This is a genomic window from Azospirillum rugosum (assembly GCF_017876155.1).
In the GTDB taxonomy this organism is placed as follows: Bacteria; Pseudomonadota; Alphaproteobacteria; order Azospirillales; family Azospirillaceae; genus Azospirillum; species Azospirillum rugosum.
This window is the reverse complement of record NZ_JAGINP010000009.1, coordinates 71,785-95,458: the sequence shown is the minus strand read 5'-3', so window position 1 is coordinate 95,458 and position 23,674 is coordinate 71,785. Positions and strand designations below refer to the sequence as shown.

23 protein-coding genes are annotated in these 23,674 nt (G+C 70.8%); 10 read left to right on the top strand and 13 right to left on the bottom strand.

Annotation, left to right across the window (positions count from 1 at the left end; all coding sequences use genetic code 11):
- Positions 1 to 27: 27 nt before the first annotated feature.
- The 6 genes from J2851_RS13990 to nhaA form a co-directional block, all read right to left on the bottom strand.
- The gene (locus tag J2851_RS13990) at positions 28 to 648 is read right to left on the bottom strand and encodes a glutathione S-transferase family protein (RefSeq protein ID WP_209766904.1); all 621 of its coding nucleotides are present in this window, start codon (positions 646 to 648) and stop codon (positions 28 to 30) included.
- Between the two features lie 125 nt (positions 649 to 773).
- Positions 774 to 1,337, bottom strand: a complete 564-nt coding sequence (locus J2851_RS13985) for a phage tail protein (protein ID WP_209766903.1) — start codon at positions 1,335 to 1,337, stop codon at positions 774 to 776.
- 85 nt (positions 1,338 to 1,422) lie between these two features.
- Positions 1,423 to 2,817 carry an oxygen-independent coproporphyrinogen III oxidase gene (gene hemN, locus J2851_RS13980; RefSeq protein ID WP_209766902.1) on the bottom strand — a complete coding sequence of 465 codons (1,395 nt, stop codon included), beginning with the start codon at positions 2,815 to 2,817 and terminating at the stop codon, positions 1,423 to 1,425.
- Positions 2,818 to 2,912: 95 nt separating this feature from the next.
- Entirely contained in the window at positions 2,913 to 3,293 is a 381-nt protein-coding gene (locus J2851_RS13975) for a hypothetical protein (protein ID WP_209766901.1), read from the bottom strand.
- Between the two features lie 244 nt (positions 3,294 to 3,537).
- Positions 3,538 to 3,963 (bottom strand): DUF4112 domain-containing protein, encoded by a 426-nt coding sequence (locus J2851_RS13970; protein ID WP_209766900.1) that lies wholly within the window; start codon positions 3,961 to 3,963, stop codon positions 3,538 to 3,540.
- Positions 3,964 to 4,131: 168 nt separating this feature from the next.
- Positions 4,132 to 5,343, bottom strand: coding sequence for a Na+/H+ antiporter NhaA (nhaA, locus tag J2851_RS13965; RefSeq protein ID WP_209766899.1), 1,212 nt, complete (start codon positions 5,341 to 5,343; stop codon positions 4,132 to 4,134).
- Positions 5,344 to 5,765: 422 nt separating this feature from the next.
- On the opposite strand from nhaA, the gene J2851_RS13960 reads away from it, so the two are divergent.
- From J2851_RS13960 to J2851_RS13950, 3 genes are all read left to right on the top strand, one after another.
- A complete protein-coding gene (locus tag J2851_RS13960) occupies positions 5,766 to 6,008 on the top strand; it encodes a hypothetical protein (protein ID WP_209766898.1) in 243 nt (80 codons plus the stop codon).
- Positions 6,009 to 6,158: 150 nt separating this feature from the next.
- Positions 6,159 to 7,262: a Tim44 domain-containing protein gene (locus tag J2851_RS13955; RefSeq protein ID WP_209766897.1), complete on the top strand. Its 1,104-nt coding sequence runs from the start codon at positions 6,159 to 6,161 to the stop codon at positions 7,260 to 7,262.
- Positions 7,263 to 7,395: 133 nt separating this feature from the next.
- A complete protein-coding gene (locus J2851_RS13950) occupies positions 7,396 to 8,226 on the top strand; it encodes an ImuA family protein (protein WP_246500647.1) in 831 nt (276 codons plus the stop codon).
- 60 nt (positions 8,227 to 8,286) lie between these two features.
- On the opposite strand, the gene J2851_RS13945 is transcribed toward J2851_RS13950, so the two are convergent.
- Entirely contained in the window at positions 8,287 to 8,457 is a 171-nt protein-coding gene (locus J2851_RS13945) for a hypothetical protein (protein ID WP_209766896.1), read from the bottom strand.
- A 242-nt stretch (positions 8,458 to 8,699) separates the two neighbouring features.
- On the opposite strand from J2851_RS13945, the gene J2851_RS13940 reads away from it, so the two are divergent.
- Positions 8,700 to 9,443: a tRNA-uridine aminocarboxypropyltransferase gene (locus J2851_RS13940; RefSeq protein ID WP_209766895.1), complete on the top strand. Its 744-nt coding sequence runs from the start codon at positions 8,700 to 8,702 to the stop codon at positions 9,441 to 9,443.
- A 309-nt stretch (positions 9,444 to 9,752) separates the two neighbouring features.
- Entirely contained in the window at positions 9,753 to 10,331 is a 579-nt protein-coding gene (locus tag J2851_RS13935; protein WP_209766894.1) for a tyrosine phosphatase family protein, read from the top strand.
- Between the two features lie 156 nt (positions 10,332 to 10,487).
- Here J2851_RS13935 and J2851_RS13930 read toward each other — a convergent pair whose 3' ends face one another.
- Complete coding sequence (locus tag J2851_RS13930; protein WP_209766893.1) at positions 10,488 to 13,775, bottom strand: error-prone DNA polymerase; 3,288 nt, start codon at positions 13,773 to 13,775, stop codon at positions 10,488 to 10,490.
- Positions 13,776 to 13,917: 142 nt separating this feature from the next.
- On the bottom strand, positions 13,918 to 15,519 hold the full coding sequence (locus J2851_RS13925; protein WP_246500646.1) for a Y-family DNA polymerase: 1,602 nt from the start codon (positions 15,517 to 15,519) through the stop codon (positions 13,918 to 13,920).
- Positions 15,520 to 15,761: 242 nt separating this feature from the next.
- On the opposite strand from J2851_RS13925, the gene J2851_RS13920 reads away from it, so the two are divergent.
- The 3 genes from J2851_RS13920 to J2851_RS13910 all read left to right on the top strand — a co-directional run bounded on the left by J2851_RS13920 (position 15,762) and on the right by J2851_RS13910 (position 18,182).
- On the top strand, positions 15,762 to 16,343 hold the full coding sequence (locus J2851_RS13920; RefSeq protein WP_209766891.1) for a hypothetical protein: 582 nt from the start codon (positions 15,762 to 15,764) through the stop codon (positions 16,341 to 16,343).
- 136 nt (positions 16,344 to 16,479) lie between these two features.
- Positions 16,480 to 17,010 carry a HupE/UreJ family protein gene (locus J2851_RS13915; protein WP_307419640.1) on the top strand — a complete coding sequence of 177 codons (531 nt, stop codon included), beginning with the start codon at positions 16,480 to 16,482 and terminating at the stop codon, positions 17,008 to 17,010.
- Positions 17,011 to 17,084: 74 nt separating this feature from the next.
- The gene (locus J2851_RS13910) at positions 17,085 to 18,182 is read left to right on the top strand and encodes a TAXI family TRAP transporter solute-binding subunit (protein WP_209766889.1); all 1,098 of its coding nucleotides are present in this window, start codon (positions 17,085 to 17,087) and stop codon (positions 18,180 to 18,182) included.
- Between the two features lie 12 nt (positions 18,183 to 18,194).
- Here the strand turns inward: J2851_RS13910 and J2851_RS13905 are convergent, their stop codons facing one another.
- From J2851_RS13905 to J2851_RS13890, 4 genes are all read right to left on the bottom strand, one after another.
- Entirely contained in the window at positions 18,195 to 19,004 is an 810-nt protein-coding gene (locus tag J2851_RS13905; RefSeq protein WP_209767057.1) for an ABC transporter permease, read from the bottom strand.
- 2 nt (positions 19,005 to 19,006) lie between these two features.
- Positions 19,007 to 19,747, bottom strand: coding sequence for an ABC transporter ATP-binding protein (locus tag J2851_RS13900; protein WP_209766888.1), 741 nt, complete (start codon positions 19,745 to 19,747; stop codon positions 19,007 to 19,009).
- Between the two features lie 175 nt (positions 19,748 to 19,922).
- Entirely contained in the window at positions 19,923 to 20,906 is a 984-nt protein-coding gene (locus tag J2851_RS13895) for a YVTN family beta-propeller repeat protein (protein WP_209766887.1), read from the bottom strand.
- Positions 20,907 to 20,923: 17 nt separating this feature from the next.
- A complete protein-coding gene (locus J2851_RS13890) occupies positions 20,924 to 22,099 on the bottom strand; it encodes an ABC transporter substrate-binding protein (RefSeq protein WP_209766886.1) in 1,176 nt (391 codons plus the stop codon).
- Positions 22,100 to 22,329: 230 nt separating this feature from the next.
- On the opposite strand from J2851_RS13890, the gene pedF reads away from it, so the two are divergent.
- Together pedF and J2851_RS13880 are read left to right on the top strand one after the other, a co-directional pair.
- On the top strand, positions 22,330 to 22,761 hold the full coding sequence (gene pedF / locus J2851_RS13885) for a cytochrome c-550 PedF (protein ID WP_209766885.1): 432 nt from the start codon (positions 22,330 to 22,332) through the stop codon (positions 22,759 to 22,761).
- Positions 22,758 to 23,615 (top strand): substrate-binding periplasmic protein, encoded by an 858-nt coding sequence (locus tag J2851_RS13880; protein ID WP_209766884.1) that lies wholly within the window; start codon positions 22,758 to 22,760, stop codon positions 23,613 to 23,615. Before pedF ends, J2851_RS13880 begins: the two co-directional genes overlap by 4 nt.
- The last annotated feature ends 59 nt before the right edge of the window (positions 23,616 to 23,674 follow it).

The window sequence follows — 23,674 nt, the reverse complement described above, 5'->3', positions numbered from 1 at the left end:
TTGTGCGGCAAGCCTGGAAACGGCGGCTCAATAGTCGGGGACGGCCATGCCGCGCTTGACCGCCGGCCGCTCGGCGATGGCGTCGTGCCAGCGCTTCATGTTCGGGTAGCGCTCCAGCAGGCCGGGGTTCGCCAGGCCGGCCACGGCGATGAAGGGATAGCAGGCGATGTCGGCGATGGAGTAGGTCCCGGCGAGGTATTCCACCTCGGCCAGCCGGGCCTCCATGGCGGTGTAACAGCGCACCAGCTCGCCCTTGAACAGGTCGATGGCGTAAGGGATCTTCTCCGGCGCCCGGACGGAGAAGCGGAACATGTCCACCGCCGTCGGGCCCAGGTCGCTGATGCCCAGCTGGAACCAGCTCATCGCCTCGGCGCGGTCGTCCACCCCGTCGGGCAGCAGGCGGCCGGTGCGTTCCGCGTAGTGCAGCAGGATGGCGCCGGAGCCGAACAGGCGGCGCTTCTTGCCGGCGGGCAAATCCTCGACCACCGCCGGCACCTTGCCGATCGGGCTGACCGCCAGATAGTCGGGATGCCGGTTCTCCCCGGCCACGACGTCGATCTTGTGGACCTTGTAGGTGAGGCCCAGCTCCTCCAGCAGGACGGAGGCCTTGTGCCCGTTGGGCGTGGCGAAGGTGTACAGCGTGATCATCGGTGCCCGTCCCCCGGCGCTTCCGAAAGCGTTCGTCGGCGACCACTGTCGCCGATTTGCCCGCGGAAGGCCAGAGGGAGGGGCATCCAGGGACGGCAGGCCGCCTAGGTCGGCCTCCAAAGGAGTCAGTCCGTGCGCGTGGGGAACGCGCCCTGGACCGCGATGCAGTAGGTGAGGCCGAGCTGCGGCGGCTGGGTGGGGATCACCACCGGCATGGGCGCGGCGGTGGGGGGCGCCAGATAGGAGAGCGTCGTGGTCGGCGGCGGTGGCGAGCCGGCGGGCGGCGTGGCCGGAGCGGCAATGGTGGCCGTGCTGGGCGTGGCCGGTATCTGGCTCGGGGCCAGGGTCGTGGTCACCGTGTTCTGGCCGCTCGCAGCGCCGAGCTTGACCGTGGTGAGGCCCGGCGCGCTGCCGGCGCCGACGACCATGCGGCCCTGCAGGTTCGGCAGGTTGAAGGTGCTTCCCGGCGTTCCGCCGTACGTGTTTCCGATCAACGCGTACAGCGCCTGATACTGGACGACCTGCAAGGGCTGGCCGTTCGCCGGCAGGAAATATTGCGGGCAGTAAGGGGTGACGATGGCGCAGACGCTGCCGATGTACGGTTCCGTTTCGCAGGCCGACGCGGGGGCCGCGGCCAAGACGGCGGCTGTTCCCGCCAGGGCCAGCAGGGCGAGTGACGTGTTGTTCATGGGTGATTCTCCATCCGGTGGCGAAGAGGAAGATTATTCGCCATTGGTGGACAGATAATCGAACAAACACAATCCAGGGGTGGGCCTACACAGCCCGGCTGTGGCGCCCGGCGCCCGTGGACAGGTAGGTGTCGAAGCGCGCGGCGACGATGCGCATCAGCGGGCGGGCGGACTCGGGCACGGCGACCCGGCGTCCCTCCACCACGGCGACGCCGTCGGCGACGAGGTCGTCCATGGCGGCGAGATCGGCGTCGAAAGCCCCCGGGTCGCGCCCGTGGGCCGCGGCGACGGCGCCGACGTCCACCGACAGGTCGCACATCAGCCGCACGATCAGGTCGCGGCGCAGCCGGTCCTCGTCGGTCAGGGCGAGGCCCTTGGCGGTGGGGAGGGTGCCGGCCTCGATGGCCTGGGCGTACTGGTCGAAGGGCACGGTGTTCTGCACGTAGCCCTGCGGCAGCGCACCGATGGACGACGCGCCGAAGCCCAGCAGCACCTCCGCATCATCCGTGGTGTAGCCCTGGAAGTTGCGGCTCAGCCGGCCTTCCGCCTGCTGCACGGCCAGCTCGTCGTCCGGCCGGGCGAAGTGGTCGAGCCCGATGGGACGGAAGCCGGCGGCGCCCAGCACGTCGGAGATCGCCGCGAACTGCTCCCACCGGCCGAGCGTGCCGGCCAGCGCCGCCTCGTCGATCTTCTTCTGGTGCGTCTTCATCCAGGGGACATGGGCGTAGCCGAACACCGACAGCCGGTCGGGATCCATGGCCAGCGCGATCTCGGCGGAGCGCGCGACGCTCTCCACCGACTGCTTGGGCAGGCCGTACATCAGGTCCAGGTTGATGTGGCGGATGCCGTTGGCGCGCAGCCACTCCAGCGTCTGCTCCGTCCGCTCGCGCGGCTGGATGCGGTTGATCGCCGCCTGGACGTCCGGGTCGAAGTCCTGCACGCCGAGCGAGGCGCGGTTCACCCCGGCGCGGCCCAGCGCCTCCGCCATTTCCTTCGTCAGGGTGCGCGGGTCGATCTCCACCGCGATCTCCGCGTCCGCGGTGACGTCGTAGCGGGCGCGCAGCAGCGCGATCAGCGATTCGAAGTCCTCCGGGGCCATCATGGTCGGCGTGCCGCCGCCGAAATGGATGTGCCGCACGCGCAACCGGCCGGGGATGCGGTCGGCGACCATGCCGACCTCCCGCCGCAGGTGGCCCAGATACTCCGCGATGGGGGCGTAGCGCGCCACGATCTTGGTGTGGCAGCCGCAGTACCAGCACATCTGCGCGCAGAAGGGCACGTGCAGGTACAGCGATCCCGCGTGGGCGGCGGTGTCCAGCCCCTCCAGCCAGCCGCCGTAGACGCCGGCGTCCACCGCGGCGGTGAAGTGCGGGGCGGTCGGGTAGCTGGTGTAGCGGGGCACGCGCAGCCCGTCGTACTTGGCGAGCAGGCCGGCGTTGAGGGCGGGGGCGGCGGAGCGCACGGGGAGGATCGCGTTCATGGGCGGGAGGATCGTCCAAGCCCGGCCCCCTCGCTTTGACCCACGTCAAGAGTTGACTTCAAGCGACGCGCGGGTCCGGCGACGAAAGGTCTTACTCACCCCGGCAGGCACCCCGGCAGGCACCCCGGCAGGCACCCTCCGGCCAGCGTCATCCGCCCGCCGGCCTGCTCCAGCTGCCGGAAGATCGGTTCGAAGCGGCGGTAGACGCGCTTGCGCATCTCCTCCGTCCCTGCGCTTTCCAGCTCCCGCCGGAACCGTTCGGAGACGCGGCCGGCGGCCAGGAAGGCGTTCCCGCCCGCGACCTCGCGGTACTGGTTCGCGAGGCCCGCGTCCTCGGCGAACAGGCGCTCGATCGTCGCCTTGTCCGGGTGGTCGCCGCGCACCACGACACGGCCGTCGGAAGCGACGTCCAGCGCCACGGGCACGCCGGTGTCCACGCCGGCCAGCGCGAAGCGGCGGTTCAGTGCTTCGTTCAAGGCGGCAGTTTTTGCCGCCAGCAACTCGGCAAAACGTGCCCCGGGGAAAAGTTTGCCGGGTTCCGGCCCACCCGATGCCGGTCCGGCCGATACCGGTGTCGCTGCGACCGGGCACTGTGCGGCCACGTCGGCCTTCATCCGGTCGGCGGTCGATAGGGCTGTCATGCGTCGCTCCCGCTGCTGTCCTTTGGGGACACACAACCGGGGCGATGCAAGGGCTTTGCCGGAATGACTCGTGCCGCCCTTACGCCAATCCCGCCAGCCGGTCCTCCAGGTGCTTGTGCAGCAGGTCCAGGTTTTTGCGGTTGGCCTTGAAGGCGATGTCGAAGATGGTGCCCAGCACCGGGACCGACCCGCCCGCCCAGTCCAGCGCCAAGTTCGCGACCATGCGCGCGACGAGGCTCTTGGGGATGCCGAAGCGGGTGGCCTCCAGGATGATGTAGGCGGACACCACCGCGGTCGCCGTGTCGCCGACGACGGGGAAGAGGCTGGCGATGCCGTCCAGCCCCACCGGGATCCGCGTGCCGGGGATGCGCCAGCGCGTGTCCATCAGCCGGGTCAGCCGGCGCAGGCGTTCCAGCCGATTGAAGTCGATGTCGATGCTCGGCGGCGCGGCCGTGGCGCGCGGGTAGGCTGAGGCGGGCGCTGGACGGGTGCGGGTGGCGGTCATGGCGGTCACCGGAGCGGGGGATGGGGTGCCGGCTGAGGGCACTTCAAACAACCCGCGGCTGCGTCGTCCGGTTCCCGGCCTATCACTCCCGGGCGGAGCCTTCTTTCGGTGTGCCCTTCGGGCGCCGGCTCCCCCTTTGATCGGCCCCGTTCGGTGAGATCCGGCCGCTCAGCGCGCCTCTTCCGCCATCGGCGCCGTCCGCGACGTTCCGGCGGCGTAGAGCAGGCCGTAGCCGAACAGGGCCGACGCGATGGATCCGGCCAGCACGCCCAGCCGCACCGCCACCGCGTGCTCCGGGTCGGGGAAGGCCAGCGTGCCGATGAACAGGCTCATGGTGAAGCCGATGCCGGTCAGCACCGCCACGCCGTAGAACTGCATCCAGTTGGCCCCGGCCGGCAGGGACGACAGGCGCAGGCGGATCGCCAGCCAGGAGGCGAGCAGCACGCCCAGCTGCTTGCCGGCGAACAGGCCCAGCGCGATGCCCAGCGGCACAGGCTCCGCCAGGCTGGAGGGCGTGATGCCCGACAGCGACACGCCGGCGTTGGCCAGCGCGAAGACCGGCAGGATCAGGAAGGCCACCCAGGGGTGCAGCGCGTGCTCCAGCCGGTGCAGGGGGGAGTCCTCGCGCACCTCCTCGGTCCGGTCGCGGCCGTCGGCGCGCAGCGGGATGGCGAAGGCCAGCGCCACGCCGGCCAGCGTGGCGTGGATGCCCGACTTCAGCACGCAGACCCACAGCACGAAGCCCAGCAGCATGTAGGGCGTCAGGCTGCGCACCCCGATCAGGTTCATCCAGAACAGCCCCAGCCCGGCGATGGCCGCGAAGCCCAGCGCCATCGGCACGATCCCGTGGCTGTAGAAGGCGGCGATGATGATGATGGCGCCCAGGTCGTCCATGATCGCCAGCGCCAGCAGGAAGATGCGCAGGCTCGACGGCACCCGCGACCCCAGCAGCGCCAGGACGCCAACCGCGAAGGCGATGTCGGTGGCCGCCGGGATGGCCCAGCCCTGCATCGTCACCGGGTCGCCCCAGTTGCAGACGACGTAGACCAGCGCCGGGACGGCCATGCCGCCGACCGCGGCGATGCCCGGCAGCATGGCCTTCGCCCGGTTCGACAGCTCGCCCGCCAGCACCTCCCGCTTGATCTCCAGCCCGACGACCAGGAAGAACACGGCCATCAGCCCGTCGTTGATCCACAGGATCAGCGGCTTGTCGAGGCCGACCCCGCCCGCCGTGACCGTCACCGGCATGGCCAGCATCGCCTCGTACAGGGGCGCGGCGGCGGAGTTCGCCCAGACCAGCGCGACCGCCGAGGCGATCATCAGGGCGATGCCCGCGGCGGCCTCGTTCTCCAGGAAGACTCGGATGGCGGGGAGCTTCATCGGCAATGGCCTCTCGTCGTCGTTTCAATGTTCAGGGCGTCGGTGACTCCCCAACCTCAACACCGGCGGCGCCGAAGGGTGCTCTGGAATCGGTATGCCGGGCATCTGGGGGGCATGTGGGGACGGGCGGCCGGAAGAATAAGCCGAAGCCAGAGCCGGAATCGCGGCGAATCGACGCGCCCCTGTCGCGCGTTGCCCTGGGCATCGGGTCTAAACCATTGCGGATGCAACGAATAGGCCCGTCGTCTGTTTGGGCATGGCCGCGGGTCCGGATGCCATATGTCCATTGCCCCGCTGGCGCGAAGACGGTGGGTGCGGGAAGAATGCCGGCCACAAGACAACCGAACCAACACGAACCAGAACCCGGTGGAGCAGGCCGTCCGCCAAAGAAGAAGAACGGCCGTTCCGGAAAGGGAGAGCCAATGGACACCTTGTACTGCGCCTGCTGCGGACAGCCGTTCCGCCGTACGTCGCCGCGCGGCCCGGCGCCGCTCTACTGTTCCCGCGACTGCCGCCGCCAGATCGAGGTGCGCCGCCGCGTCTGGGCGGCCATGGGGGGAATCTCCGGAACGCCGTCGGTCGGCGTCCCGGTCCTGGAGCCGATGCGCTCGGCCTGGGCGCTGGAGCATGGGCGCCATGATGGAGGGGGACGGGCGACGGCCTGACCGGCCTCCGGCCTTATGGCGGTCCGTTGCCCGTTTGCCCGGCTTTTGCGCATTTTGTTGCCGATTGTCCGGGGGACCCTCTAAAACGGGGGCAGCGACCACACCATATGTGTGGGCGTCCCCGATCCGAGGGATTTTTCGAACACGGCCATGACCCAGAACACTCGCACTCCCCGCACCACAACTCATCGCCCGACCCGCACCCCGGCCCGCGCCTTCGGCGCGGTCGCCCTGGCGCTGGCCGTCGCGCTGACCGCCGGCACGGCCGACGCCCGTGCGGGCAAGAGCAGCTCGATGGGCAGCCGCGGCTCGCGCACCTACGAGGCCCCGGCGACGACCAACACGGCGCCGAACGCCGCCGCTCCGATGGAGCGGTCGATGGCCTCCCCCGGCATGCAGCAGCAACGTCCCGGCATGGGCGCGGCGGCTCCGGCGGCCCAGTCCGGCGGCTTCTTCTCGCGCGGCGGCTTCCTGCCCGGCCTGATGGGCGGCCTGATCGGCGCCGGCATCGGCGGGATGCTGTTCGGCAGCGGCTTCTTCGACGGCATCGGCAGCTTCGCCGGGATCCTGGGCTTCATCCTGCAGATCCTGCTGGTCGTCTTCCTGGTCCGCCTCGCCATCCGCTTCTTCCGCAACCGCTCCGCCGGGGCGGCGCGGCCGATGGGCATGAGCATGGGCAATGGGATGGGCGCCCCCGGGACGGCTTACGCCGGCCCGACCCAGGCCGGCCCAACCCAGGCCAGCCCGCTGAACCGCGACCCGGCCGACGTCCGCTACAACCCCGTTGGTGGCGGCCTCGGCGGGGGCGGCGCTGCTCCTGCCGGCCGTCCGGGCGTCCGGCGTGACGACGTCGGCATCGGCCCGGCCGACTACGAGGCCTTCGAGAAGACGCTCGTCACCGTCCAGACCGCCTACGGGAACGAGGATCTGGCCGCGCTGCGCTCCGCCACGACGCCAGAGATGAACTCCTACTTCGCGGAGGAACTGGCCCAGAACAACGGCCGCGGCGTGGTGAACAAGCTGTCCGACGTCCGCCTGCTCCAGGGCGACCTGGCCGAGGCGTGGCGCGAGGGCAACATGGAATACGCCACGGTGGCGATGCGCTTCTCGCTGGTCGACGTCACGGTGGACCGCGCCACCAACCGCGTGGTCGACGGCGACCCGAACCGCCCGGTCGAGGCGACGGAGCTGTGGACCTTCACGCGCTCCCGCGGCGGCCGCTGGCTTCTGTCGGCGATCCAGCAGACGCGCTGACCGGTTTCCACATCACCGGGAGTTTCGAAGGGGTGCCCGCAAGGGCACCCCTTTCGATTTTCCGGACTCCCCTGGACGAACGGGTCGTGCTAGAACATATCAGGAACAAATACCTGATGCAGAGACTCGAGTCATGCCCTCAGCCGAGCCCGACCTGCTGCCGTCCGACCCACAGATTCCAGCACCCCGGTCGAACCGGGCCGCGCTGCTGGACGACCTGCGCGCCCGCATCCGGCGGATGGAAGGGCTGGGCGGGGAGGGGGCGCGCACGCTGCCCTTCGGCCTGCCCGAGATCGATGGGGCCTTGCCGGGGGGCGGCCTGCCGCTCGGCTGCCTGCACGAGGTGGCGGGGGATGAGCCCGGCGCCGCCACGGCCTTCGCCGCGGGCCTGCTGGCCCGGCTGGCGAGTGGGGCCGCGCCCGTGGTCTGGGTGGTGCGGGGGCGCGACCTGCACGCGCCCGGCCTGGCGGCCTATGGGCTGACGCCCGACCGGCTGATCGCGGTGCGCGCGACGCGCGAGGCCGACGCCCTGTGGGCGATGGAGGAGGCGCTGCGCTGCCGGCGCCTGTCGGCCGTGCTGGGGGAGGCGGGGGCGCTCGACCTGACGGCCAGCCGGCGCCTTCAGCTCGCCGCCGAGTCGTCGGGTGTGACCGGAGTCCTGTTGCAGCTCGGCCCGCGCCGGTCGGCGGCGAGCGCCGCGGTGACCCGCTGGCGGATCGCGCCGGCCTCCAGCCAGTCTCCGGAACCGGGCGTGGGGGATCCCCGCTGGAGCGTGGCGCTGGAACGCTGCCGCGGCGGACGGCCGGGCGCGTGGCTGCTGGACTGGCGGGACGGCGCGCTGGCCGAGGTCGCAGCGCCGGGCGAAATCGCGAAGCCGGCACGAACCGCGCCGGCCCCAGCACCAGTCCCCGCACCGCTCATCGACCGCCGCGCGGCGATCGCCGCCTGGGCGAACGTCGCGTGACCGACTCCGCCCCGGCGTCCACTGTCGGACAATCAACGCCGGGCGGATGTCGGAAAGGCGTCAGTAGTTGGTCGCCCAGTCCGGCAGGGCGCGCGGGGCCTCGCCGTCGTCGTCCCCATCGGGCGGGAGGGGCATGTCCTCGGCGTAAAGCGGCAGTTGCCGGGCGAATTCCGCGGATTGCTCGGCCCGGCGTTGCTCCAACAGGCGGGCGGCCAGATGTGCGGGCAGCATGGCAGGTCTCCTTCTGAGCGTCGGGGGAGCCTGGGGAGCGGTCCATTTGGCCGCCGCGGCCCAACCCGTCCTGTGTGCCTGGACGCTATCATGCAAGCTACGGGCCTCCGCGTGACCCAGATCACGCTTTGTCGAAACTTTCATGCGGCTGGTTCCTTTTTGCGGCCCGGGACGCCATAGTCGCCGTTTCCTGGGTCGCCTTTTCCCGGACATCGTTTCCCTTCGCTCCTTTCGAGACCGCCATGCACGCCGAATCCTGCCCCACCTGCCTAAAACCTGAGCACCTGTGCGTTTGCGAGGCGGTGGAGCCGATCGACAACGACGTCTTCCTGCTCATCCTCCAGCACCCGCAGGAGAAGCGGGAAATCCTGGGGACGGCGCAGATCGCGCACCTGCAGTTCAAGAACTCGGCCGTGAAGGTCGGGCTCAGCTGGTCGAACCTGAAGCGCATCCTCGGGCGGGAGGTCGACTACAAGCGCTGGGGCGTGCTCTACCTCGGCCCGGTGAAGCAGGGCGACAACGCGCCGAAGGCGGAGGTCGCCGTGGTCGACAAGGCCGGCACTCCGCAGAAGGACAGCGAGGCGGTCCTGGCCGACCTGGAAGGCGTCATCGTGCTGGACGGCACCTGGAGCCAAGCCAAGACCCTGTGGTGGCGCAATCCCTGGCTCCTGAAGTGCCGCCGCATCGTGCTGCACCCGCAGTTCCGCTCGCTCTACGGCCAGGCCCGCAAGGAACCCCGCCGCGAGAGCGTCTCCAGCCTGGAGGCCGGCGCCTTCCTGTTGTCCCGCCTGGAGGCCGACCCGACCATCCTCGACCGCGCGCTGAAGCCCTTCTCCCTGCTTCTGAAGAAGCTGCGCGCCCCGCGTCCGCGGCCAAGGCCGGTGCAGGCGACCCAACCGGCGGGCGAGATGGCAATGGAGGTTCCGGTGGAGGCTGCGGCCGAAACCCCGGCCGAAACGAAGCCGGACACCGGCGGGGCGGAGTGATCCGCCCCCTTTCGGGCTAGCCCCCTCTCCGGTGGGGAGGTCTCGCGCAACCAATGCCCTCTTGCTCTGTTGACGGTGGCATCGGCCGGCTTGGCCTCAACCGAGGGAGCGTTGCATGAGGGGGGTTCTTCTGTGGCTCGTCGGAATTCCGATCCCGATCATCATCCTGCTCTACCTGTTCAACGTGATCTGAGGATGATCCGGATCGGAGCGTGATCCGGGGGTCGATGCCGCTTGACGGTGGAAGGGCCGGGTGCCACATGCGCTTCTCGCGCCCGCACTTCGGGGCGCACGGAAGAGAAGAGGATCATGGCCCGCGACTTCGTTCCCTTCAACGTCACCGTCTGCGGCATCGACGAGCTGATCGGCCACTGCGAGGCCGGGGTGACGCATGTGCTGTCGATCCTCGACCCCGGCCATCCGGAGCCGACCGCCTTCGGCTCCTACGGTGAGCACGAACGGCTGGAACTGCGCTTCCACGACATCATCGACCCTTACATGGGCCAGGTCCTGCCGCAGCGCGCGGATGTGGAACGCATCCTGGCCTTCGGCCGCGACCTGCTGGCCGAGCCCGCGGGCGTGGGCGGCCTGCTGGTGCATTGCCACGCCGGCATCTCGCGCTCCACCGCCGCGCTGACCATGATCCTCGCCCAGGCCCGCCCCGACCGCCCGGCCGCCGACGCCATGGCCGCTGTCGTGGGCATCCGTCACAAGGCTTGGCCCAACCTGCGCATGATCGAGTTCGCCGACGATCTTCTGGGCCGCAAGGGAGACCTGATCTCCGCCGTCCGCGCCCGCCACCGCGCCTACGGCCAGGAGCGGCCCGACCTTGTCCAGTTCATGATCGACAACGGCCGCGTCCGCGAGGTCGCGGACCTGATCGACTGAGGCGCCCGTCAGTTTTTTAGGCGACATCTTATCCATCGTCATCCCCGCGAAGGCGGGGATCCATGACGCTTCTCACATCAGTGCTTGACCAGGCTGGATTCCCGCTTTCGCGGGAATGACGGCTCAGAGAGGCGTGTCTGAGGAGGCGGGAGAGTATCACCGGAAATTCCGCCCCTCCGGGAAGACGCCTGCGGATCGGGCCGCCGACGGGGCCGTCCGCGCCGGTTCCGGCTCCAGCAGCTCGTTCAGGCGGTGGGTCAGGTCGAGGATCCGCTCCACGCGCAGGTGGATGACCACGCCGCCTTCCTCGTTGGGCGGGCTGTCCTTCTCCACGCGGCCGGTGGCGGCGATCAGGCGGGCGCTGAGGATCGCCTTGCGGAATTTTTCGAACACGTCGGGCATGATGACGAGGTTGGCGATGCCGGTCTCGTCCTCCAGCGTGATGAAGACCACGCCGCTGGCGCTGCCCGGACGCTGCCGCACCAGCGCCAGCCCGACCACGGTCAGCCGCGTCCCGGCGCGCGCCGTGCGCAGCCGCTCGGCGGGTGCCACTCCCGAAAATCCGTCGCGCAGCAGCGCCATGGGGTGGGCCTTCAACGACAGGCACAGGCTGCCGTAGTCCATCACCACATGCTCGCCCATGGCCATGGAGGGCAGGGCGACCTCCGGCTCCGCCACGCCGGGATCGTCGAGGCCGGCGAACAGCGGCAGCGGCTGGTCTCCCAAAGCCTTCACCGCCCACAGCGCCGCCCGCCGGTCGAGCCCGGTGGAGCGGAAGGCGTCGGCCCGGGCCAGCCGTTCCAGCGCCGCCACCGGCAGCCGCGCCCGCCGCCACAGGTCGTACGGGTCGCGGTAGCCGGCCCCGCGGTGGAGCACGAGCGCGTGGGCGTCGTCCTCGGTCAGTCCCTTGACGAGGCGAAGGCCGAGGCGCAGGGCGTGGCCGCGCACCATCCCCTCTCCCGTCCCCGGCGGGAGAGGGGGGGTGAGGGCAAGGTCATCCCGAGAAACCTTGCCCTCACCCTCCCACGCCTGTGGGCGTGGGTCCCTCCCTCTCCCGCCGGAGGCGGGAGAGGGGATGACTTCCAGCGTGCAGTCCCACTCGGACGCGTTCACGTCCGGGGGCAGCACGGTCACGCCGTGCTCGCGCGCGTCGCGGACGATCTGGGCGGGGGCGTAGAAGCCCATGGGCTGGCTGTTCAGCAGGGCGGCGGCGAAGATGTCCGGGTGCCAGCGCTTCATCCAGGCCGAGACGTAGGCCAGCAGGGCGAAGCTCGCCGCGTGGCTCTCCGGGAAGCCGTACTCGCCGAAGCCCTCGATCTGCTGGAAGCAGCGCTCGGCGAAGGCGCGGTCGTAGTTGCGGGCGACCATGCCCTCGATGAACTGGTCGCGGAAGGTGTGGACCAGCCCGGTCTTGCGGAAGGTCGCCATGGCGCGGCGCAGGCGGTCGGCGTCCTCCGGGCTGAAGCCGGCGGCGACGATGGCGATCTTCATCGCCTGTTCCTGGAACAGCGGCACGCCCAGCGTCTTCTTCAGCACCGCCTCCAGCTCGGGCGACGGGAAACTCACCGGCTCCTGCCCGGTGCGGCGGCGCAGGTACGGGTGCACCATGTCGCCCTGGATCGGGCCGGGCCGCACGATGGCGACCTCGATGACCAGATCGTAGAAGACCTTGGGCCGCAGGCGGGGCAGCATCGACATCTGCGCCCGGCTTTCCACCTGGAACACGCCGATGGAGTCCGCCCGGCACAGCATGTCGTAGACCTCCGGGTCGTCCTGCGGCACCTCCCACAGGGTCGGGGCGCGCCCAAAGTGCCGCTCCATCAGCTCGAAGCCCTTGCGCAGGCAGGTCAGCATGCCCAGCGCCAGCACGTCCACCTTCAGGATGCCCAGCGCGTCGATGTCGTCCTTGTCCCACTCGATGGTCGTGCGGCCGTCCATGGCGGCGTTGGCGACGGGGCACAGGTCGCTCAAGGGGCCGCGGGTGATGACGAAGCCGCCGACATGCTGCGACAGGTGGCGCGGGAAGCCGATCAGCTCCCCCGCCAGCTCCAGCGTCTGGCGCAGCCGCGGGTCGTCGGGGTCGAACCCGTACTGCCGGGCGCGCTCCTCGTCCACCCCGTCGCGGCTCCAGCCCCAGATGGAGCCGGACAGCCGCGCCACCAGATCGGCCGACAGCCCCATGGCCTTGCCGACCTCGCGGATGGCGCCGCGCGCGCGGTAGCGGATGACGGTGGCGGTCAGCCCGGCGCGGTCGCGGCCGTACTTCTTGTAGATGTACTGGATGACCTCCTCGCGCCGCTCATGCTCGAAGTCGACGTCGATGTCCGGCGGCTCGTTGCGGGCGGCGGAGATGAAGCGCTCGAACAGCAGATCGAACTTCGCCGGGTCGACCGCCGTGATGTCCAGGCAGTAGCAGACGGCGGAGTTCGCCGCCGACCCGCGCCCCTGGCACAGGATGCCTTGCCCCTTGGCGAAGCGCACGATGTCGTGCACCGTCAGGAAATAGGGCGCGTAGCCCAGCCGCCCGATCAGGTCGAGTTCATGCCGCACGGCCTTCTCGACCTTCTCCGGCATGCCGTCTGGATACTTCACCGCGGCGCCGCGCCACGTCAGGTCGGTCAGCGTCTCCTGCGGGCTGCGGCCGTCCTCCGCGACCTCGTCCGGGTATTCGTAGCGCAGCTCCTCCAGCGAGAAGCGGCAGGCCTCGGCGATCTCCACCGTGCGGGCGACGGCCTGCGGGTGGTGGCGGAACAGGCGGGCCATCTCCACCCCGGCCTTCAGGTGCCGCTCCGCGTTGGCCGACAGCCGCCAGCCGGCCTCGTCGATGGTCGTGCCGGTGCGGATGCAGGTCATCACGTCGGCCAGCGGCCGGCGGGCGGCTGAGTGGTAGAGCACGTCGTTGGTCGCCACCATCGGCACCCGCTCCGCCTCCGCCAAGTCGGCGAGCCAGGCGAGCCGCCGGCGGTCGTCGCCGCGGTAGCGGTGGCTGGCCGCGAGATGGAGGGCGCGGCCCAGCTCGTTGCGCCAGCCGCGCAGCTCGTGCAGGAAGGCCTCGTCGCGCCGGTCCGGCGGAACCAGCAGGAACAGCATCCCCTCGGCGTGCTCCAGCACGTCCCGGCGGGCGATGAAGCAGGCCCCCTTCGGCGCCCGCCGCTTGCCCAGCGTCAGCAGCCGCGACAGCCGCGCGTACGCCGCGCGGTCGGTGGGGTAGGCCAGCAGGCTCGCCGCGTCGGTCAGGTCCAGCCGGCAGCCGACCACCAGCCGCAGCCCGTGCAGCTTGGCCGCCTTGTGCGCCTGCACCACCCCGGCCAGTGAGTTGCGGTCGGTCACCGCGATGGCCGCGTGCCCGAGCGATGCCGCGGTCAGCGCCAACTCGTCCGGGTGGGAGGCCCCCTCCAGGAAGGTGAAGCTGGTGGAGACCTGGAGTTCGGCGTAGGGGGTCATGGGGGAGTGCGGGCGCTGGGCCCCCCTCCCAACCTCCCCCCACTTCGCGGGGGGAGGGGCTTAAGGAAAGGGCAGCGGAGTTCCCTCCCCCGTCGAAGATGGGGGAGGGTTAGGGTGGGGGCCCAGTGCGACCACTCCCCCCTCATCCGAAGAACCCGTGCAGGAACCACTGCGCCTTCACGCCGGGCCGGTACAGCCCCTGGCGGAAGACCCAGAAGCGGCGGCCGTCGGCGTCCTCGACGCGGTAATAGTCGCGGACCTCTCCCTCCCGCCGCCACCACTCCGCCTCGATGCGCTCCGGACCGTCGGCGAAGCGCACGCGGTGGAGCGTGCCGCGCCAGCGGAACATGATCGGCGGGTCGTCGGGGACGCGGGCGACGGCCTCGATCGGCTCCGGCGGGGCGAGCAGCCGCACCGGGCGCGGCCGGTCGGCCGGCCATAAGGACGTGGCGGCAATCCCGGACAAAGCCGGCGCGGCGGCGACGCTGCGCTCCGGCAGCCAGCTTTCCCGCGGGACGAGGCGCAGCACCGCGCGCTCCCCCAGACGGTTGCCGAGCCGGTCGACCAGTTCCCCCAGTTCCGATTCGTCGGCCGCACCGCCATCCAGGGCCCTCTGCACGGCGCCCAGCGGTCCGGCCTCGGTGGCGGCCAGCACCAGAACCTCGATGCCGGGGCCGGGCTCGATCCGGTCGAGCTTCTGCGCGAACAGGCGCATCAGGGCGGCGGCGTCGCGCACCGGGCGGCTGGTCCCGATGGCGAGCGTCTGCGGCGGATCCTCCAGCCGGCGGTCCACGCGGTGTGCTTCCAGCACCAGCCGCCGGGCACCCTCGCCGGTTTTCTCCAGCCCGGCGCAGAGCGTGTCGAGCAGGTGGCGGACGGCGCGGGCGATGGGCTCGGCGGTGGCGATGGGCTCAGGGAAGGCGAGGCGGACCCCGTGCGGCGGCACGGGCAGGCGCGGCGACACCGGCTCGTCCAGCCGCCCCAGCGCCTGGTCGAGCCGCAGCAGCACCGCCCGCCCGAACCGCGCGGCGAGCGTGGCGCGGGGCAGGGCGTGCAGGTCGCCGATCCGCCGCAGTCCCACGGCGGCCAGCCCGTCGATGGTGGCGGGGGGGAGCCGCAAGGCGGCGATGGGGAGGGGGTCGATGAGGGCACGCAAGCCCCCACCCTCCCGCTTCGCGGGTCCCTCCCTCCCCCGCTGCGCAGGGGAGGGCCTGTTTGCGGCTTCGCGGAAAGACGGCGGAGTTCCCTCCCCTGCGAAGCGGGGGAGGGTTAGGGTGGGGGCAAACCGCGCCAGCCCCCAGGCCGCCGCCGGCGTGTCGGCCAGCGCGGCGCGCGACTCGAAGCCGGCGCGGGCCAGGCGGGCGCGGAGATCCGCCACCAGCGCCTCCTCGCCGCCGAACAGGTGGGCGCAGCCGGTGATGTCCAGGACCACGCCGTCCGGCCCGTCCGGCGCGGTCCAGGGCGTGTAGCGCGTGCACCAGGCGGCGATCCGCTCCAGAAGCCGGGCGTCCGACTCGGGCTCGGCGTCGAAGGTGGTCAGGCCGGGCTCTCCGCCGCCCCCTCCGCCGCCCAAAATGGCGCGGGCGTCGGCGAGCGTCATGCCGGGCAGGACCCCGGCCTCCTCCGCCGCGCGGTTGACCGCCACCACGGCCAGCCGCCCGCGCTCCGCCAGGATGGCGGCCGACGGTCGGTCGTGCAGCCCGGGGACGCGCCGCGCGCGGGCGTCGGTGGGCAGCCGCGGCAACCATAGGGAAACAATCCGTCGCGCCCCTGGCTGTCCCCCCGACTGCCCCATGCCCATCCTCCTTTCCCGCCCGCTTGGGCCCGCCGATCATTCACGTTCGAACAAAACGGGAACATGATAGCGGCAAAGCGAAGAGGATGGGAGTCCTACTGTGGTGGTTCCCCCGGTCCACTTTATGAGTCCACTTTATGACCCGATCGGGAGTCCTTGTCCGATCCCGCCGCAGCCACGACATTCAGGGGATGAAACCGCATCCGATCAGCGTGGCCGCCGCGCTTCTGTTCGCCGCCTGCACGACCACCGCCTGCACGGCCGACATTCAAGACGAGATGCCGGGCCAGGCCGGAACGTCGCCCACCCAGGCCCAGGCTCCGGCCGGAGTCCGGGTGGCGGACCAGACGGCAGGCCAAACGGCGGGACTAAAGACGTTCCGCCAGCTCCAGGACGAGGCCAACGCCCAGCCCCTCGAATCGAGCCGGAAGGCTCCGTCCCAGCGGTCCCAGGCCCAGCGCTCCCAAAACCAGGACGACCAGACCCGGCAGCGGATGTCGCAGGACCAGCAACAGCAGCAACCGCCGGTGCGCCGCCGCGGCAGCTCCTCCCCGCCGCCGCCGCCCATCGCCCAGCAGGTTCCGCAGGGCCTGCCGCCGGTGGGCTCGACCGAGGCGCAGACCGACCGCTTCAAGCGCGACCTGCTGAGCCCCGAGGTCGACCGCCTGCGCACCGACGACGCCATGGGCCGCCTCGACCCCCTGCAGCAGCGCGAGCTGTTCCGCAAGGAGCAGGACCTGCGCCAGTACGGAACCGGCCCCCGCGGCTATTGATCCCTCTCCGCTCCCGACGGTGGTCACTTGACCCCGCCCGTCTTCGCCCGCCATACCGGCAGCCGCATGGCGCGCGAAAGGGGTAAGGGGCATGGGGGCGATCCGGTCTGTTCTGCTCGCAACGTTGCTGACGGGGGTGTTGATCGGTTTGACGGCGGCGCCCGCCTTCGCGCGGATGACCATCACCGGGCCCTTCGGCACCGGCCTGACGGAGCCGGTGTGGGTGATCCAGCACCTGCTGGGCTTCCTCGCCATCGGGCTGTGGGCCGGGCAGAACGGCGGCCCGGCCGTCTGGCAGCTGCCGGTCGCCGCGCTGACGGCGGTGCTGGCCGCCGGGCTCGCGGCCCAGCTCGGCATCCGGCTGCCCTACGCGGCGCAGGGGCTGGCCGTGTCGCTGATCCTGACGGGCGGTCTGGTCGCCCTCAACCTCAAGGCGCCGCTGGCGCTGGCGGTGCTGACGGCGGCGGTGGCCGCGGCCTTCCACGGCTACATGCACATGGGCGGCGCGCTGTTCTGGGCCGGCCTGTCGGCGGGCATCCTGCTGGTGACCTGCGCCGGGCTCGGCCTCGCCGCGGTGCTGGGGCAGGCGGTGTCGGCGCGGGCGCCGGCCGTGTGTGGCGGCGCGGTAGCACTCGTCGGCGTTCTTGACCTCGCGGGAGTCTTTTAGCGGCTTGCGCCTTGAAAAGGGTCGGGTGCGGGTATTCATCTAGGGTGGTTCCAGATCAGGAAAGGTGGACCCCGGTGCCGCGCGCAGGAGCCAACACCCGCCTTTCCCCGAAAGGCCCTCTCGAAATCGGCCGCCGTTCCCTGCTGGCCGGGATCGCCGGTGCGGCCTTATTGGGTGGGTTGCCGCGGGGCCTTGCGGCGCAGGACATCCGCTATTTCCGGATCGGCACGGGGACGACGTCGGGCACCTATTTCCCGATCGGCGGGCTGATCGCCAACGCCATCTCCAACCCGCCGGGCTCCCGCCCCTGCGACCGCGGCGGCAGCTGCGGCGTGCCGGGGCTGATCGCGGTGGCGCAGGCGACGCTCGGCTCCGTGGAGAACATCGAGCTTCTGCGCTCGGGCGCGCTAGAGGCCGGGCTGGCCCAGGCCGACGTCGCCTACGGCGCCTACACCGGCACCGCCACCTTCAAGGGCAAGGCGCCCTTCGAGGGGCTGCGCACCATCGGCATGCTCTACGCGGAGGCCATCCAGCTCGTCGTGCGGGCCGACGGCGACCTGCGGACGGTCGACGACCTGAAGGGCAAGGCCGTGTCGCTGGGGGAAGAGGGCTCCGGCATCCTGGTGGTGGCGCGCGTGGTGCTTGACGCCTTCGGCCTGAAGGAGGGCGAGCTGAAGGCCGCCTACCTGAAGCCCGGCACGGCGGCCGACCGGCTGGCCAAGGGGGAGCTGGACGCCTTCTTCATGGTCGGCGGCGTGCCCGTGGCCGCGATCACCGACGTGGCGAACCGGCTGCCGATCCGCCTGATCCCGCTGGACGGCGGCATGGCGGACGAGCTGCGCGCCCGACAGCGCTTCTACATCGAGCAGACCATCCCGGCCGACGCCTATCCCGGCGTGGCGGAGACGCCGACCCTGTCCGTGGGGGCGGAGATGCTGGTCCGCGCCGACCTCAACGCCGACCTGATCCACGGCGTCACCAAGGCGCTGTGGCACGAGAACACCCGCCGCCTGCTGATCGAGGGACACCCGAAGGGCCGCAGCTTCGACCCTATGAAGGCGGTCGCCAACGTGTCCGTCCCGCTGCACCCCGGGGCGGAGCGCTACTACCGTGAGATCGGGCTGGTCGGCAACGCCGCCAACGAACCGAACCCCGGCGGGCAATCGCAATAACGGCGACGGCTGTTATTCTGCCCCGGCGCCGCGCCGCGCCAGGAAGCCGCGTGCCGGGTTGTAGCCGTAGATCGCCCCACCCAGGAACACCACCAGCGCCAGCACGGTCCAGCCCAGCGCTGGCGCGTTCAGCTTCATGTAGAGCGCGTGGCGGATCAGCTCGACCGCCTGGCTGAAGGGGTTCACCGCGCAGATGGCGTAGAGCAGCTCCCCCGCCTCCTGCATCTTCCACAGGGGATAGAGGGCGGTGGACAGGAAGAAGGTCGGGAAGATGACGAAGTTCATCACGCCCGCGAAATTCTCCAGCTGGCGGATGGCCGAGGACAGCAGCATCCCCAGCGCCCCCAGCATCAGCCCGCTGACCACCAGCGCCGGCAGCACCGTCACATACCCCAGCGGCGGCGCCTGCACGCCGTAGACCCACGCGATGGCCAGGAAGGCGTAGACCTGGAGGATCGACACCGCCGTCCCGGCCAGCAGCTTCGCCGTCAGCAGGAACCAGCGGGGCAGGGGGCTGACCAGCAGCATGCGCATGCTGCCCATCTCCCGGTCGTAGACCATGGACAGCGAGCTTTGCATCCCGTTGAACAGCTGGATCATGCCGACGAGGCCGGGGGCGATGTAGACCTCGTAGGTGATGTAGGTCTCGTAGGGCGGCGTGATGGCGATGCCCAGCGCCGCGCGGAAGCCCGCCGCGAAGACGAACAGCCACAGGAGCGGCCGGACCAGCGCCGACAGGAAGCGCTCCCGCTGGTGCACGAAGCGCAGCACCTCCCGCCCGACGATGCCGCCCAGCGCGCGGGCGTAGTGCGCGGCGGTCATGGTCATGCCGCCTCCTTCGCGATCAGGCGGTTGAAGCTGTCGGTCAGCGTCTCCGCCCCGGCGTCGCGGTTGACGTCCCCGACCGGCCCGGCCGCGCGGATCCGGCCGCGGTGGATGACCACCACGCGGTCGTCGGGCCCGATCTCGTCGATCAGGTGGGTGGCCCAGAGCACGGCGATCCCGCGCTCCCGGCAGAGGTCGTGGACATGCTCCACGATGGCCCGGCGGGCGGGCACGTCCAGCCCGACGGTCGGCTCGTCCAGCACCAGCAGGGCGGGCTCGTGCAGCAGGGCGCGCGCCAGCTCCACCCGCCGGCGGTGGCCGCCGTTCAGCCGGCGCACCGTCTCGTCGATGCGCTCCGCCATGCCCATCCGCTCCAGCGCCTCCAGCGCGCGCGCCTGGGCGGTGCGGCGGGGCAGGCCGTGCAAGGCGGCGAAATACAGCAGGTTCTGCCGCACCGTCAGGTCGAGGTCGAGCGTCGGCTGCTGGAACACCACCCCCATGCGGGCGAGCGCCCGCGTCGGCTCCGCCCTGAGGTCAACGCCGCCGATGCGGATGGTGCCGCTCGTCGATTCGAACAGGCGGGTGATCAGGGCGAACAGAGTCGTTTTGCCGGCGCCGTTGGGGCCGAGCAGCGCGGTGAAGGACCCGGCCTCCACCGCCAGCGACACGTCCTGCAACGCGAACGCCCCGCGCCCGTAGCCGTAGCTGAGACTTTCGACGGAGAGCGCGGGGGCGGTCATGGGAGGCGCCCCCCAACCCTCTCCCCCCTATAATCCCCTCTCCCCTCCGGGGAGAGGGTTAGGGTGAGGGGGTTGCGCTTCTGCCGGACGCCGCAAGATGGCGGGACCCCCTCACCCCGACCCTCTCCCCAGAGGGGAGAGGGGGAAAGAGCGCGGGCAAGAATTGTCATCCCCATCACCCCTTCACCGCCACGCCCCAGGGATAGCGCCCGACCTTCACGGACTTCAGCACCTTCAACGCCTCCACGTCGATCACCGACACGTCGCCGGACACGCCGTTGGTGGCGTAGAGGCGCTTTTCGTCCGGCGACAGGGCCATCTGCCAGACGCGACGGCCGACCAGCAGATAATCCTTCACCTCGAAGGTCTTCGCGTCCACCACCGCGACGTGGTTGGCGGGGCCGAGCGCCACGAAGGCGTAGCGGCCGTCGGCGGTCAGGCGGATGCCCACGGGCTGGATGCGGTCCTGGGCGACGCCCTTGATCTTGAAGCGGATGGTCTTCTGCACCTGCCGGCTGGCCGTGTCGATGATCGCCAGCGTGCCGCCGACCTCCGACGTCACCCACAGCTGGCGGCCGTCCTTGGTGAAGCGGCTGTAGCGCGGGCGGGCGTCCACCAGCGTGTTGTCCACCACCGCCTGCTTTTCCACGTCGATCCAATGGACCATGTTCGTGGTTTCCGACGTGTTGACCGCCCACTTGCCGTCGGGGCTGACGGCCATGCCCTCCGGCTCCACGCCGACGTCCACCTGGAAGGCGACCTTGCGCGCGACGACGTCCACGACCGTGACGACGTTGTTGTCCTCGTTGGCGATGAACAGCAGCTTGCCGTCCGGCGACAGGGCGAACTGCTCCGGATCCTTGCCCGAGGGCAGGTTGTGGATGATCTGCCTGGTCTTCAGGTCCATCACCTGCACCGCGTCGTCGTCGCTGGCGCAGATGTAGAGCTGCGATCCGTCGGCGCTCAGCGTGATGCCGCGCGGGCGGCGGCCGACCTTAACCGTGTCCGTCACCTCCAGCGTCGCGCTGTCGATGATGGACAGGGTGTTGTCCTTCTCGTTCGACACATAGACGGTGTCGGCCAGGGCGGGAAGCGCACAGCCGGCAAGCAGGGAGGCCCCAAGAATCACGGAGGGCAGCAGGGTACGGCGGATCGTCATGGCGGTCGGGCGTCCTTTCAGCGCGGGCGGCAGCCGGTTTCGGGCTGGTCGTGGCCCAGCGTGTCGAGTTCGGTCTTGGGGTGCAGGAATCCCTCCTGCGGCGAGACGGAGACGAGCGACCGGTCGGCCGCCAGCAGGATGGGCTGGCGCAGCTGCCCGTCCCAGGGGCGGAAGGACAGCGGCACGCCCTTGAAGCCGGCCAGCGTGAAGTCCGGCCCCTTGATGTAGGCCATCAGCGACGCCGGGTCGGTGCTGCGGGTGCGCGTCGCCGCCTCGCCCACCGCGCGGACTGCGGCCCAGACCGCGTGGTCGCGCGGCAGCATGGTCCGCCCGAAGGCGGTTCGGAAGCGGGATTGCAGCTGTGCTGCCCCCCAGCTCTCATGCGCGCGGTGCCAGTTGGTGGGGACGAGGCCCTGGGTGCCGGCCACCGGCCGCGGGTCCCAGGTGCGGTACATGACGTAGTCGCCGAAGTCGCCGATCTCGTCCGCCACGACCAGCACGTCGTAGCGCTTGCCCTGGGTGAAGACCGGGATTTCGGCCTGCGCGGTGCGGCGGGCGTCGTGGTCCTCGCTCCACGCCTTCTCCTCCACCACCTCGGCGCCGAAGCGCTTGGCGGCGCGCTTGATGGCGGCGGCGTAGAGCTTGTCCTCCGGCCGGGTGCCGACCACCAGCAGCCACTTGGTCCAGCGCTTCACCGCCAGATACTGGGCCAGCGCGTCGGCCAGCATGGCGCGGCTCGGCATGGTGTGCAGCAGGTTGGGCGCGCACAGCGCGTTGCGCAGGCTGTCGTCGCTGGAGCCCGCGTCGAACAGCAGCAGGTTCGCCGCCTCCGGCAGCCGGGCGAGCGTGCCCGGCGTCTCTCCCGGAAGATCAAGCACGACGATGCGCTGCCCCTTAGCGGCCAGGTCGCGCAGCGCCTGCGCGGGGTCGCCGTCCTCCGGGACGGTCACCGTCTCCAGCTCGAACTTTTGGCGGAGGAAGCGGCCGGTGGTGTCGTTGTCGGAGATCGCCTGCCGGGCGCCGGCGATGCCCTCGTCGTCGGGCGGGCTGTCCAGGTTGGACAGGGCGGGCGGGCGTTCCATCGCCTGGGTCAGGTAGGCGATGCGGACGGTCGCAGGCTCTTGGGAAAAAGCGGCCGGCGTGGCGAGAAGCCACCCGGCCAGTAGGGAGGAGACCAACGGAATGAAACGCATCGCGGGCTTGGCACTCGCCTGTGTTTCGGGATCACAGGGTAGCCCCGGCGGGCTGCCGCCGGTAATGCAACTTTCGTCCAATGGCGGGCGCTGAAGCGGAGGAAATGGGACGCCGGACGGGCGTGCGGCGCATGGTTGCTACCAAAGTCCAATTATTGGGTGGGCGCACCGCCGGTATGCTCCGGGGCATCGAAAAAACACCCGCAAGGTTTGGAAAGAGGACGCCCACCATGAACGTTCGGCTTCTCCGGCTCACGGCCGCTGGTCTCCTGTTCGGCGGTATCGCGGCCGCCTCGGCCGTGGCCTTCGCCCATGGCGACGTGACGCCCCAGGCGGTCGACACCACCGGCCTGGACAAGCTGGGCGAAGCGTGGCGCGACGCCAATCCCTACCGCGGCAACCCCCGCGCCATCGAGATCGGCGCCTCCGCCTTCAACCAGAACTGCGCGCGCTGCCATGGGCTGGGCGCCGTCTCCGGCGGCATCGCCCCGGACCTGCGCTACCTGGAGCCCGGCGACGTCGGCGACGAGTGGTTCAAGGAGCGGGTGACCAACGGCTCGATCCGCAACGGCGTGACCTACATGCCGAAGTTCGGCGAGGCCCTGGGGCAGGAAGCCCTGTGGGCGATCCGGTCCTGGCTGGAGACGGTGCATCAGGAATGACGGACCTCACGCGACGCCAACTTCTCAGCTTTTCCGCAGCAGCGCTGGCCGCCGGGGCGATCCCCCGGCGCGCCGGCGCGCGTCCGTTGGACGACGTCACGGCGGCCGGACGCCTGCGGGTCGCGGTCTATCGCGACAACCCGCCGTTCTCCTTCCACCGCGACGGCACGCTGGTGGGGGTGGACGTGGACCTTGCCCGCACCATCGCCGAGCGGCTCGGCGTCGGGATCGAGTATATGGAGCTGACGGCCGGCGAGACGGTCGCCGACGACCTGCGCAACGCCGTGTGGAAGGGCCATTACCTCGGCGGCGGCGTGGCGGACATCATGATGCATGTCCCCTACGAGAAGGAGTTCGGCCTGCGCAACCCGGAGGCCGTGCTGTTCGCCCCCTACCAGCGGGAGCATTTCGCGCTGGCCCGCAACCCCATGCGCATGACCCAGCCGATGCTGGCCGCCCTGCCGGACGAGCCGGTGGGGGTGGAGATCGACAGCATCCCCGACTTCTTCCTGCTCGGCGCCTTCGGCGGCCGCCTGCGCGACCGGGTGGTGCACTACATGACCATCCCGCTCGCCGTCGCCGCCCTGGAAAAGGGCGAGGTCGCCGCGGTGGTCGCGACGCAGAGCCAGGTCGAGGCCGCACTGGGCGAGCGGGTGAAGAACTTTCCCGTCACGCCCGTGACCTTCCCCGGCATGATGACGTCCAGCTGGGACATCGGCCTGGCGGTGAAGGACAACTCCCGCGACCTCGCCTACGCCGTGGGCGACATCGTCGCCGCCCTGCTGGAGGACGGCACGGTGGCGGGCGTGTTCGGGAAATACGGGGTGACGCACAACGCCATTCCGACGGAGTAGGGCGCGGATGCCCCCTCCCTAGCCCTCCCCCGCCGTCGGCGGTGGAGGGGATCTAAGCC

What these genes read in the sequence shown, in the direction of transcription:
- nhaA (WP_209766899.1), bottom strand. Translation starts at nt 5,343, where the DNA reads ATGAAGCTCCCCGCCATCCGAGTCTTCCTGGAGAACGAGGCCGCCGCG.
- J2851_RS13920 (WP_209766891.1), top strand. Translation starts at nt 15,762, where the DNA reads ATGAAACCGCATCCGATCAGCGTGGCCGCCGCGCTTCTGTTCGCCGCC.
- J2851_RS13930 (WP_209766893.1), bottom strand. Translation starts at nt 13,775, where the DNA reads ATGACCCCCTACGCCGAACTCCAGGTCTCCACCAGCTTCACCTTCCTG.
- J2851_RS13880 (WP_209766884.1), top strand. Translation starts at nt 22,758, where the DNA reads ATGACGGACCTCACGCGACGCCAACTTCTCAGCTTTTCCGCAGCAGCG.
- J2851_RS13950 (WP_246500647.1), top strand. Translation starts at nt 7,396, where the DNA reads ATGCCCTCAGCCGAGCCCGACCTGCTGCCGTCCGACCCACAGATTCCA.
- J2851_RS13945 (WP_209766896.1), bottom strand. Translation starts at nt 8,457, where the DNA reads ATGCTGCCCGCACATCTGGCCGCCCGCCTGTTGGAGCAACGCCGGGCC.
- J2851_RS13955 (WP_209766897.1), top strand. Translation starts at nt 6,159, where the DNA reads ATGACCCAGAACACTCGCACTCCCCGCACCACAACTCATCGCCCGACC.
- J2851_RS13905 (WP_209767057.1), bottom strand. Translation starts at nt 19,004, where the DNA reads ATGACCGCCGCGCACTACGCCCGCGCGCTGGGCGGCATCGTCGGGCGG.
- J2851_RS13960 (WP_209766898.1), top strand. Translation starts at nt 5,766, where the DNA reads ATGGACACCTTGTACTGCGCCTGCTGCGGACAGCCGTTCCGCCGTACG.
- hemN (WP_209766902.1), bottom strand. Translation starts at nt 2,817, where the DNA reads ATGAACGCGATCCTCCCCGTGCGCTCCGCCGCCCCCGCCCTCAACGCC.
- J2851_RS13970 (WP_209766900.1), bottom strand. Translation starts at nt 3,963, where the DNA reads ATGACCGCCACCCGCACCCGTCCAGCGCCCGCCTCAGCCTACCCGCGC.
- J2851_RS13895 (WP_209766887.1), bottom strand. Translation starts at nt 20,906, where the DNA reads ATGACGATCCGCCGTACCCTGCTGCCCTCCGTGATTCTTGGGGCCTCC.
- J2851_RS13990 (WP_209766904.1), bottom strand. Translation starts at nt 648, where the DNA reads ATGATCACGCTGTACACCTTCGCCACGCCCAACGGGCACAAGGCCTCC.
- J2851_RS13900 (WP_209766888.1), bottom strand. Translation starts at nt 19,747, where the DNA reads ATGACCGCCCCCGCGCTCTCCGTCGAAAGTCTCAGCTACGGCTACGGG.
- pedF (WP_209766885.1), top strand. Translation starts at nt 22,330, where the DNA reads ATGAACGTTCGGCTTCTCCGGCTCACGGCCGCTGGTCTCCTGTTCGGC.
- J2851_RS13935 (WP_209766894.1), top strand. Translation starts at nt 9,753, where the DNA reads ATGGCCCGCGACTTCGTTCCCTTCAACGTCACCGTCTGCGGCATCGAC.
- J2851_RS13940 (WP_209766895.1), top strand. Translation starts at nt 8,700, where the DNA reads ATGCACGCCGAATCCTGCCCCACCTGCCTAAAACCTGAGCACCTGTGC.
- J2851_RS13985 (WP_209766903.1), bottom strand. Translation starts at nt 1,337, where the DNA reads ATGAACAACACGTCACTCGCCCTGCTGGCCCTGGCGGGAACAGCCGCC.
- J2851_RS13890 (WP_209766886.1), bottom strand. Translation starts at nt 22,099, where the DNA reads ATGCGTTTCATTCCGTTGGTCTCCTCCCTACTGGCCGGGTGGCTTCTC.